This is a genomic window from Mesorhizobium sp. M7A.F.Ca.US.006.01.1.1 (assembly GCF_003997935.1).
Classification (GTDB): domain Bacteria; phylum Pseudomonadota; class Alphaproteobacteria; order Rhizobiales; family Rhizobiaceae; genus Mesorhizobium.
In genome coordinates this window covers 18,893-28,731 of record NZ_RZQL01000069.1, presented here as the reverse complement: position 1 = coordinate 28,731, position 9,839 = coordinate 18,893, and the positions used below count along the sequence as shown (strand labels likewise).

Annotated in this window: 10 protein-coding genes; 1 reads left to right on the top strand and 9 read right to left on the bottom strand. The window is 64.1% G+C overall.

The annotated features are described in order from the left end of the window. From EN943_RS14405 to EN943_RS14385, 5 genes are all read right to left on the bottom strand, one after another. On the bottom strand, nucleotides 1-595 hold a 595-nt coding region (locus tag EN943_RS14405), incomplete at its 3' end, for an FAD-dependent oxidoreductase (RefSeq protein ID WP_127413076.1). Between the two features lie 41 nt (nucleotides 596-636). Next, nucleotides 637-1,623: a Gfo/Idh/MocA family oxidoreductase gene (locus EN943_RS14400; protein ID WP_127413075.1), complete on the bottom strand. Its 987-nt coding sequence runs from the start codon at nucleotides 1,621-1,623 to the stop codon at nucleotides 637-639. A 68-nt stretch (nucleotides 1,624-1,691) separates the two neighbouring features. Further along, the gene (locus tag EN943_RS14395) at nucleotides 1,692-2,267 is read right to left on the bottom strand and encodes a YceI family protein (RefSeq protein ID WP_127413074.1); all 576 of its coding nucleotides are present in this window, start codon (nucleotides 2,265-2,267) and stop codon (nucleotides 1,692-1,694) included. Nucleotides 2,268-2,334: 67 nt separating this feature from the next. Next, entirely contained in the window at nucleotides 2,335-2,907 is a 573-nt protein-coding gene (locus tag EN943_RS14390) for a cytochrome b (RefSeq protein WP_127413073.1), read from the bottom strand. A gap of 58 nt (nucleotides 2,908-2,965) precedes the next feature. Continuing rightward, nucleotides 2,966-3,856, bottom strand: a complete 891-nt coding sequence (locus EN943_RS14385; RefSeq protein WP_127413072.1) for a LysR family transcriptional regulator — start codon at nucleotides 3,854-3,856, stop codon at nucleotides 2,966-2,968. Between the two features lie 96 nt (nucleotides 3,857-3,952). On the opposite strand from EN943_RS14385, the gene EN943_RS14380 reads away from it, so the two are divergent. Continuing rightward, nucleotides 3,953-4,948: an aldo/keto reductase gene (locus EN943_RS14380; protein WP_127413071.1), complete on the top strand. Its 996-nt coding sequence runs from the start codon at nucleotides 3,953-3,955 to the stop codon at nucleotides 4,946-4,948. A 196-nt stretch (nucleotides 4,949-5,144) separates the two neighbouring features. Here the strand turns inward: EN943_RS14380 and EN943_RS14375 are convergent, their stop codons facing one another. The 4 genes from EN943_RS14375 to pheS all read right to left on the bottom strand — a co-directional run bounded on the left by EN943_RS14375 (nucleotide 5,145) and on the right by pheS (nucleotide 9,743). Continuing rightward, nucleotides 5,145-5,747, bottom strand: coding sequence for a nucleotidyltransferase family protein (locus EN943_RS14375; protein WP_127413070.1), 603 nt, complete (start codon nucleotides 5,745-5,747; stop codon nucleotides 5,145-5,147). Nucleotides 5,748-5,821: 74 nt separating this feature from the next. Continuing rightward, complete coding sequence (pheT, locus tag EN943_RS14370; protein WP_127413069.1) at nucleotides 5,822-8,230, bottom strand: phenylalanine--tRNA ligase subunit beta; 2,409 nt, start codon at nucleotides 8,228-8,230, stop codon at nucleotides 5,822-5,824. Next, nucleotides 8,227-8,649 carry a GFA family protein gene (locus EN943_RS14365; RefSeq protein ID WP_127413068.1) on the bottom strand — a complete coding sequence of 141 codons (423 nt, stop codon included), beginning with the start codon at nucleotides 8,647-8,649 and terminating at the stop codon, nucleotides 8,227-8,229. Before EN943_RS14365 ends, pheT begins: the two co-directional genes overlap by 4 nt. Then, complete coding sequence (pheS, locus tag EN943_RS14360) at nucleotides 8,646-9,743, bottom strand: phenylalanine--tRNA ligase subunit alpha (RefSeq protein ID WP_127413067.1); 1,098 nt, start codon at nucleotides 9,741-9,743, stop codon at nucleotides 8,646-8,648. Before pheS ends, EN943_RS14365 begins: the two co-directional genes overlap by 4 nt. Nucleotides 9,744-9,839 lie beyond the last annotated feature (96 nt).

Below are 9,839 nucleotides of genomic sequence, written 5' to 3'. Positions count from 1 at the left end.
CAATTGAGCTCGGCTGCAGTATGTCGCCGCGCACCCCGTCGACGGCGGCACCGGTGCCGGTTAATTCATTGACCCGGTGGCGGAATTTGAAACTGATCATTCCGCGTTTTTGCGCCTCGCGCACGCGCTGCACAAAGGGTTCGAGGACGCCGGGGCCAGTGCCCCAAGTGATGTGGAAGCGCGGCACCGAATTGCCATGGCCGATGGCATTGCCGCCGCCACGCTCGGCCCAGCCGACCACGGGAAAGAATTTCAGACCGCGCTGTATCAGCCAGGAGCGTTTTTCGCCGGCCGCAAAGCCGACATAGGCTTCCGCCCATTTGCGCGGCCAGAAATCCTCGGGCCGATCGAAAGCCGCGGTGCCCAGCCAGTCTTCCAGCGCCAGGTCATGCGAATCGCGGATGCGCATGCGCCGTTGCTCGGGCGAATCGACGAGGAAAAGGCCGCCGAACGACCAGAACGCCTGGCCGCCGAGCGACTGCTCCGGCTCCTGGTCGACGATGATGATTTTCTTGCCGGCCTCGGCAAGCTCGGCGGCGGCAACCAGCCCTGCAAGGCCAGCGCCGACAATGATCACGTCCGCATCGTCAGCCATCTTTCCTCCCAGAATTAGCCGGCTACTTCAAATGCAAGGAATCAGACGGTCTCCCAGCCGTCCGTGCCGCCGGCGCGGAAGATGGCATCGATGACTTTCTGATTGAGCACGGATTCCTCCAGCGTGAAGACGCGCTCCTTGCCGCCCTGTGCCGCACGCGCGAAGGTCTCGACCTCCAGCCGGTACTGCTGCGTGCCGGGAAAGCGGAACACTTGCGCCTCGGTATGGTTCTGGTTGTGCAGTTCGACGCGGTGGTGGTCGTAGAGCCCGGCATTGAAAGGCGAGAACAGTTCGATGAAACCCTTCTCGCCGTGGAACACCATCACCTGGCGCGCCGCCATCTGCGTCGACAGATAGAACGACAGCTCGAAGTCGCCGAAATCGGCACGGATCGAGGAATAGATGTCGGTGCCGAATGTCTTGTCGCGCTCGATCGTCGCCTGCACGCGCAGCGGCTCCTTGCCGGTGGAAAAGCGCGTCGACACGGTCGGGTAGACGCCGATGTCGGGCAGCGCGCCGCCGCCGAGGTCGAGCTGGTTGCGCATGTTGCCGGGGTCGACATTGTAATAGGAGAACGCGCCCTGCACATGGCGCAGCCGGCCGATGGCGCCGCTGGCGATGAGCTCGCGCACCTTGATCCATTGCGGGTGGTAGATGACCATGAAGGCTTCGCAGACCAGGACCTTTTTCTGGTCGCGTAGCTGGATCAGCGGGGCGATGTCCCTGGCGTCGAGCGCCAGCGGCTTTTCGACCAGCACATGCTTGCCGGCTTCGATGGCCTTGGCCGTCCATTCGACATGCTGCGAGGTCGGCAGCGGGATGTAGACGCCGTCGACCTCGGTGGAGGCAAGCAGTTCCTCATAGGAGCCAAAGGCATGGCGGGCACCGAAGCGCTCGGCCAGCGCCTTGGCCTTCGACAGGTCACGGCTGGCGATCGCCGACAGCACGCCATTCTCCGCCTCGACCATCGCCGGCAACAAATGCTCGCGGCCGATCTTGGCCGTCGACAACACACCCCATCGGAACATCAGGCTTCTCCCTCACGATTACAGGCGACGAGGTTTGCCCGAAATCGCCGGAAAAGCCAATGACAAGGTCAGCCCCTTTTGCCCGTCAGCGTCATGTCGAAGTCGACGATGTTCGAATAGATCGGCGTACCGACATCCATGCCGTAGCGCGACCTCAGCACCTTGCCGGTGACGTGGAATTTGATCGTCCCGGCCTTGAGACCACCAAGCTCGGCTGTGAACTTTTCCGGAAACGTCTTGCCGCGCGCCGTCAGCCGACCGCTGACGAGGGCCGTGGTGTCGCTGGTGCGGGTCACGCTGGTCGAGCGGAACTGGATTTCCGGGCTGTTGGCGCTGTCGAACACAGCGTCGGAGCGCAGGAAGGCATCGATACGGCTCTGGCCGGTTCCCACGCTTTCGGGAAAGATGGTGAAATTGACCTCAGAGCGTCCGACATCGCTGTTGTCGATGCGGATCGAGCCCTTGAAGCGGGCGAAGGCGCCATTGAGGCCGCCGCCGCCGACCTTGCCGATGGAGAAGCGGATGCTGGAGTTGGCCGGGCTGATCGAATAGCTGCCGGCGGCGTCACCAAGCGCGACGGCCGCTGAAACAGGCATGGCAAGGCAAGCGGCGACCGCCGCAAATCCGAGGATACGCGTGTACATGGGGGTGTTCCTTGTTGAGGCAGCGCATTTCCTGCGCCCTGCCCCATGAACGAATGAACCGGCCGCTCTATTCCGAATCTGACAAAGGCGTGATCATGCGCGTGAGCACGCCATCCCTGAGCTGGAAATGATGACGCAGTGCCGCCGCGACGTGGAGAGCCACAAGCGCCGTGCCGGCATAGGCGAGATACCAGTGCGCCGCCGCCCAGAAACTTTCGGCGGCGTCCGATTCGGCCAGCGGCAGGTTCGGCATGATGAACAGATTGAACGGCAGGCTGGGTATCTCCAGCATCGAGACCGACACCAGCGCCCAGCCGGACAGGGGCAAGGCAAGCTGGAACGCATAGAGCGCAAGGTGCGCGAGCGGTGCGGCCCGACGCTCCAGGGTCCCGACGGAGCGCGGCAGTGGCGGCCATACATTGCCAAGGCGCCAGGCGATGCGCAGCACCACCAGACCGAGCAACAGGAAGCCGAAGGATTTGTGCAGCTGGATCAGTTCGAAGGCGGTGCGCTGGCTGGTCAGCCGCACCATGACGAAGCCGAGCCCGAACTGGCCGATGAAGATGAGCGCAATCAGCCAGTGGAGAAGGATCGCGCCCCAGCCATAGCGCGTGGTGCTGTTGGTGATCGATGTTTGCATCGTTGGTGAACGACCGCGATGCCGGTTTTCTTCCACCAGGGGGAGGGGCGAGCCCGCTCTATCCACTCACCTTGAAGAAATCGACAAACGCCCGGAGCGCTGGCCGCATCTGGCGGCGGCTGGGGTAGTAGACGAAGAAGCCGTCGAAGGACGGACACCAGTCCTCCAGCACGCGGATCAGCCTGCCGTCGGCGAGCGGCGCGCGGACATAGTCCTCAAAGACGAAGGCGAGCCCGGCGCCGTCGACCGCCGCCTGGGCGATCAGATGGTCCTCGTCGAGGATCAGCGGTCCCTCCACCGCCATCTCGATCGTCTCACGGCCTTTCTCGAACTCCCAGCGGTAAAGGATGCCGCTGGAGAAGCGGAAGCGGATGCAGCGGTGGCCGGCCAGGTCGCGCGGGTGGCGCGGCTTGGGGCTCGCCTCGAAATAGACCGGCGCGCCGACCACCGCGCCGCGAAGATCCGGCCCGATGCGCACCGCGATCATGTCGCGCTGCAGGCTCTCGCCTAGCCGCACGCCAGCATCGAAGCCGCCTTCCACCACGTCGGTGAAGCGGTCCTCGATGACGATCTCCAGCACGATATCGGGATAGGCCGCGGCAAAGGCGCCGAGCCGTGGCGTCAGCGCCAAATGGGCTGCGGTGCGCGGCACGGTCAGGCGCAGATTGCCGGCCGGCCGGTCGCGCGTCTCGATTGCTGTCTCCAGCGCCAGATCGATCTCCGACAGCGCCGGCCGCAGCCGCTCCAGCAACTGCGCACCTTCTTCGGTCGGGGCAACGCTGCGCGTGCTGCGTGCCAACAGGCGCACGCCAAGCCGGGCTTCGAGGCTGGATACCGCGTGGCTGACCGCCGAAGGCGCGATGGCCAATTCCCTGGCGGCGCCGCGAAAGCTGCCGCATTGAGCGACAGTCGCCAGCACGGCCAGTTGGGAAAGATGCGCGCGATTCATTGATCTCTTTTTTAGTACAGCCCGTGCGGATGAGAGCCGATTATCGAACACAAGGCAAGGCGCTATTTCTCCCGCATCGCAACAAGGAGACGCGTTATGCAAACCCGCAAGCTAGGAACTGAATTGAACGTTTACCCCATCGGCCTCGGCTGCATGGGCATGAGCTTCGCCTATGGCGGCCAGGCGGAAGCCGACGCGATCGCCACGCTGCACCGCGCCGTCGATATCGGCGTCAACTTCTTCGACACGGCGGAGGTCTATGGCCCCTTCGAGAACGAGATCCTGCTCGGCAAGGCGCTGAAGTCAGTGCGTGACAAGGTGACGATCGCGACAAAATTCGGCTTCAGGATTTTGGAGGAAGGTACGGGCCTCGACCGCATGGCCGGCGTCGACAGCCGCCCCGAGCACGTCAAGGCGGTCGCCGAGGCTTCGCTGAAGCGGCTGGGCACCGATGTGATCGACCTCTACTACCAGCACCGCGTCGACCCCAGCGTGCCGATCGAGGACACGGTCGGTGCCATGGCCGAGCTGGTTCGCGAGGGCAAGGTGCGCGCGCTCGGCCTGTCGGAGGCGAGTGCGGCGACCATCCGTCGAGCCCATGCCGTGCATCCCATTGCTGCCGTGCAGAGCGAATATTCGCTGTGGAGCCGCGACCCTGAAGACGAGGTGTTCGCCGTCTGCCGCGAACTCGGCATCGGCTTCGTTCCCTACAGCCCGCTCGGCCGTGGCCTGCTGACCGGCATGATCGCCAAGCCTGAGGCGCTGAGCGACGACGACTGGCGCCGGACCTTGCCGCGCTTCCAGGCCGAGGCGATGGAAGCCAATGCCGCTGTCATCGCCACTCTGGAAAAGCTGGCTGCTGAAAAGGGCGTGACCCCGGCGCAGCTGGCGCTGGCCTGGGTGCTGCACCAGGGCGATTTCATCGTGCCGATCCCCGGCGCGCGGAAAATCCGCCATCTTGAGCAGAACATGGCTGCGGCCGGGATCGCGCTGAGCGCTGCCGAGGTGCAGGCTATTGGTGACGCGCTGTCGCCCAACAAGGTTATGGGCAAGCGCTACACCGAGGAGTTGCTGGCGCTGGTGAATGGGTGAGAAAGGGGGCCCCTCATCCGGCCGCTGCGCGGCCACCTTCTCCCGAGAGGAGAAGAGGCTGTAGCCCGCGCTAGCTCCTCTCCCCTCGGGGAGAGGTCGGATTGTCCCGAATTGCCCTTCGCAATTCGGCTGGCAATCCGGGTGAGGGGGCCTTTTTCGTTTCGCTTTGCAGGGGTGCTTCGGCGCCCCCTTTTTATCACCACGGCACCACCGTAATCTCCGGCCAGGTCTCCTTCGCCCGCGCCCCCTTCACCTCATGTGTCCGCCGATTGTCCATCACCCGGTTCGGCGTGATGCGAAACGAAAAAATATCGTCGAGGTCAAACGGCGCAACCAGATCGAGCTGCCCATCCGCATCGTATCGAACCCCAACGGCGTGCGTCTTCGAGGCAAAATACCAGACGGATTCGCTGGCGCTTGAATAGCGCAGGCACGGCTGTCCGAATTTCTGCGGATACCACAGATGTACCCGCGCCTGGTTGCGCACCTCGACCGGCCGCGGCAGCCCTTCGAAATGCGCCGCCGCTCGTCGGATCACCGCGTCCTCCGCCTCATAGGATAGGTCGTTGTCATCGAAGTAGAACAGGTCGACATCCTGGATGCCGTAACCCGACGGCTTTCCCGTCAGATGGTTCCAGACCGTGTTGTAGAGCGCGCCGGAAACAATCAGCCAGTCGGGCAAGGCAATGCCTCTTGCTCGAACCAGCGCCTCACGGATCAGCGGCTCTCCCGACACGATGTCGAGAAACGCCGTGCGTTGTGCTTCGAATGGGAGCCCGGAATAGCGCAGATGGTCCATCACCTTTTGGAGGGCGATTCGCTACTTCCGGGCAATCCTCAAAAAGGCAAATACGTAGAGCGGCGTTGGCCGCGCTACGTCCTCAGAACGCCGCCCGTCTGCTTGCCGACATTCTCGAGGATACGCTTGGCCAGTGCCTCGAAATCCTCGTCGGTCAGCGTCTTTTCGACCGGCTGGATCGACACTTCGATGGCAATAGACTTCTTGCCCTCGCCGAGCGATGCACCCTCGAAGATGTCGAAGACCGAAACAGCAGTGATGAGCTTCTTGTCGGCGGCGAGCGCTGCGCGGACCAGCGCGCCGGCCTCGACCGACTTGTCGACGACGAAGGCGAAGTCGCGCTTGACCGCCTGGAAGGGGGACAGTTCCAGTTTCGGCTTGGTTTTCGTCGGCTTGGCCTTCGGTTCGGGCACCGCATCGACGAAGACTTCGAAGCCGCACAGCGGCCCGGAAACATCGAGGCCTTCCAGCGTCTTCGGGTGGAATTCGCCGAACGTGCCGAGCACGGTTTTCGGGCCGAGCTTGATGGTGCCGGAACGGCCGGGATGATACCAGGCCGGGCCGCCGGCCTCGATCTGCAGCCGCTCGACCGGCGCACCGCAGGCTTCGAGTGCGGCGATGGCGTCGGCCTTGACGTCGAACACGCCGACGGGACCCGAATTGCCGGCCCAGTTGCGGCCGGAACCGTCGAGCTTGGCGGTGCCGCGGCGCACGCCGGCGGCGACGCGCCGCTGCTGGTCGGCGCCGTCGCCTTCATAGGTGCCCGACACTTCGAACAGCGCCACGTCGCCAATACCCTTGTCGGCGTTGCGCTGGGCAGCCGCGATCAGCCCCGGCAACAGCGAGGGCCGCATGTCGGACATGTCGGCGGCGATCGGGTTGGCGAGCTTGAGCGCGGTCTGGCCGCCGCCGAACAGTTCGGCGTGCTTGGCCGGAATGAACGACCAGGTGACAGCCTCCATCATACCGCGCACGGCAAGTGCGCGCTTGGCGGTGCGGGTGCGGACCTGCAGCGTGGTGAGTATCCTTGCATTGACCGCGTCATGCGCACCGAGCGGCTGCGGTGCGATGTTGTCGACACCGTGGATGCGCATGACCTCCTCGACCAGGTCTGCCTTGCCATCGACGTCGGGGCGCCAGGACGGCACGGCGACATCGACGACATCGCCCGAGCCCTCCGGCTTGAAGCCGAGGCGCGACAGGATGTCGAGGCTTTCCGCCCTGGGAACCTCGATGCCGGTCAGCCGCTTCACTTCCGAAAGCGGAAAGGAGACGATCTTGGGCTTGTGGCCGGCATAGCCGACGACTTCGATCTCCGTCGGCGTGCCGCCGCAGAAATCGAGCACCAGTTTCGTTGCCAACTCGACGCCGGGAACCATGAATTCGGGGTCGACGCCGCGCTCGAAGCGGTAGCGCGCGTCGGTGATGATGCCGAGCGTGCGGCCGGTGCGCGCCGTGGTGATCGGATCCCAAAGGGCGGATTCGATCAGCACGTCGGTCGTGTTCTCGTCGCAGCCCGAATGCTCGCCGCCCATGATGCCGGCGATCGACTCGACGCCGTTGTCATCTGCGATGACGCACATTTCCGGCGTCAGCGTGTATTCGCGGCCGTCGAGTGCCTGCACCTTTTCACCATCGCGCGCGCGGCGCACGACGAGATTGCCGGCGACCTTCCTGGCGTCGAACACATGCAGCGGGCGTCCGCGGTCGAAGGTGACGTAGTTGGTGATGTCGACCAGCGCGCTGATCGGTCTCAGACCAATGGCGATCAGCCGCTGCTGCAGCCATTTTGGCGACGGCCCATTCTTGACGCCTTTGACCAAGTTGAGCGCGAAGCCGGGGCAAAGCTCCGGCGCTTCGATCGTCACCTTGACCGGACACATGCCGCTGCCGACATGCGGCATGATGGCGCCGCCGACGAGGCGGCCAAGCCCGCTCGCCGCCAGATCCCTGGCGATGCCGTAGACGCTGGTGGCATCCGGCCGGTTCGGCGTCAAATTGATCTCGATGACCGGATCGTCGATGTGCGCATAGGCGGCGAAGCTGGTGCCTACAGGCGCATCCTCCGGCAGGTCGATGATGCCGTTGTGCTCGTCGGACAGTTCCAGCTCGCGCTCGGAACACATCATGCCGTGGCTTTCGACACCCCTGATCTTGCCGACCGTCAGCGTTACGTCGATGCCGGGCACATAGGTGCCGGGCGCCGCAAACGCGCCGATTAGCCCCGCGCGGGCGTTTGGCGCGCCGCAGACGACCTGCACCGGTGGCTTGCCGTCGCCGGTGTCGACGGTCAGCACGCGCAGCCGGTCGGCATCGGGATGCTGCACCGCGGTCAGCACCCTGGCGATGACGAAGGGTTTCAGGCTCGACTTGTCGTCGACATGCTCGACTTCGAGGCCGATCGAGGTCAGCCGCTCGACGATCTCGTCGAGCGTGGCGTCGGTCTCGAGGTGGTCCTTGAGCCAGGAGAGGGTGAATTTCATGGGACTGTTCCGTCTGGTCTTTTGACGCTTGATTTCAGATGTCTCGGCAGGTCGTCGGACATATGCAGGTAGGGGAGCTGCTCGCCGACATAGGCATGCAGCGTCGGTTGGAAATCGGCCGGCATGTCCATGGCGCCGAGCATGAAGTAGATGTCGTCCTCCAGCCGCTCGTCGACATAGGCGATGGGTGAGCCGCAGGTGCCGCAGAAAGAGCGCGTCACCGGGCCGTTCTCATACATCTTCAGCGCCTTGCCGGCGAACGCGACCTGATCGACCAGGAAGCCGACAAAGGCCGACACCGGCGCGCCGCTGGCCCGCCGGCAATCGCCGCAATGGCAATAGCTGACGTGATGCGGTTCGGCAGAGGCCTGGAACCGCACGGCGCCGCAGCGGCAGCCGCCGGCATAGGGCGCTGTCATGCGCTCAGGCCTCCGAACAAAGTTGGCATGTCGAGCGGCCTGAAGCCGTAATGCGACAGCCAGCGCACGTCTGCATCGAAGAAGGCGCGCAGGTCCGGCATGCCGTATTTCAGCATGGCGATGCGGTCGATGCCCATGCCCCAGGCAAAGCCCTGATATTCGTCCGGATCGAGCCCGCCATGGCGCAGCACATTGGGGTGCACCATGCCGCAACCGAGGATCTCCATCCAGTCGGAGCCTTCGCCGAAGCGCACTTCGCCGGGCCGCGAGCGGTCGCACTGGATGTCGACCTCGAGACTCGGCTCGGTGAACGGGAAGAAGGACGGCCGGAAGCGCATCTTGACCTGCGGCACCTCGAAGAAGGCCTTGCAGAATTCTTCCAGCACCCACTTCATGTTGGCGACGTTCGCCGTCTTGTCGATCACCAACCCCTCGACCTGATGGAACATCGGCGAGTGGGTGGCGTCGGAATCCTGGCGATAGGTCTTGCCCGGAATGACGATGCGGATCGGCGGCTTCTTCGTTTCCATGGTGCGGATCTGCACCGGCGAGGTATGCGTGCGCAGAAGCTTGCGCTCGCCCTTCTCGTCCGGCTGGAAGAAGAAGGTGTCGTGCATCTCGCGCGCCGGATGGCCTTCGGGGAAATTCAGCGCAGTGAAATTGTAGTAGTCGGTCTCGATATCGGGACCTTCGGCGATGGAAAAACCGAGATCGCCGAAGATCGCCGCAATCTCGTCGATGACCTGGCTGATCGGGTGGATACGGCCGCGCTCGGCCGGCGACTGCCGCACCGGCAGCGTCACGTCGACCTTTTCGGCGGCGAGGCGGGTGGTGATCGCCACATCCTTGAGCTCAGCCTTGCGGGCAGTCAGCGCGTCGGTGACGCGGTTCTTGAGGCCATTGATAGCAGGGCCTTTGACCTGGCGCTCCTCGGCGGTCATGGCGCCAAGTGTCTTCAGCATCTCGGACACGCTGCCCTTCTTGCCGAAAGCAGCGATGCGCACGGCCTCGATGGCCGGTTCATCGGCGGCCGAGGCGATCTCGGCCAGAAGTGAGTTTTCAAGCGTATCCAGGCCAGTGGTTGCGTCGTTCACGGTCAAACTCGCTACGTTGGGAGGTCGGCCTCAAAGTGAAAGTCACTTCTAAAGTGAAGTCACTCCAAGGATCAGGCAAAAGAAAAACCCACGCCA

Excerpts from the sequence above, each read along its gene's own strand:
- EN943_RS14385 (WP_127413072.1), bottom strand. The coding sequence starts at position 3,856 with ATGAATCGCGCGCATCTTTCCCAACTGGCCGTGCTGGCGACTGTCGCT.
- EN943_RS14375 (WP_127413070.1), bottom strand. The coding sequence starts at position 5,747 with ATGGACCATCTGCGCTATTCCGGGCTCCCATTCGAAGCACAACGCACG.
- EN943_RS14395 (WP_127413074.1), bottom strand. The coding sequence starts at position 2,267 with ATGTACACGCGTATCCTCGGATTTGCGGCGGTCGCCGCTTGCCTTGCC.
- pheT (WP_127413069.1), bottom strand. The coding sequence starts at position 8,230 with ATGAAATTCACCCTCTCCTGGCTCAAGGACCACCTCGAGACCGACGCC.
- EN943_RS14390 (WP_127413073.1), bottom strand. The coding sequence starts at position 2,907 with ATGCAAACATCGATCACCAACAGCACCACGCGCTATGGCTGGGGCGCG.
- EN943_RS14380 (WP_127413071.1), top strand. The coding sequence starts at position 3,953 with ATGCAAACCCGCAAGCTAGGAACTGAATTGAACGTTTACCCCATCGGC.
- EN943_RS14365 (WP_127413068.1), bottom strand. The coding sequence starts at position 8,649 with ATGACAGCGCCCTATGCCGGCGGCTGCCGCTGCGGCGCCGTGCGGTTC.
- EN943_RS14400 (WP_127413075.1), bottom strand. The coding sequence starts at position 1,623 with ATGTTCCGATGGGGTGTGTTGTCGACGGCCAAGATCGGCCGCGAGCAT.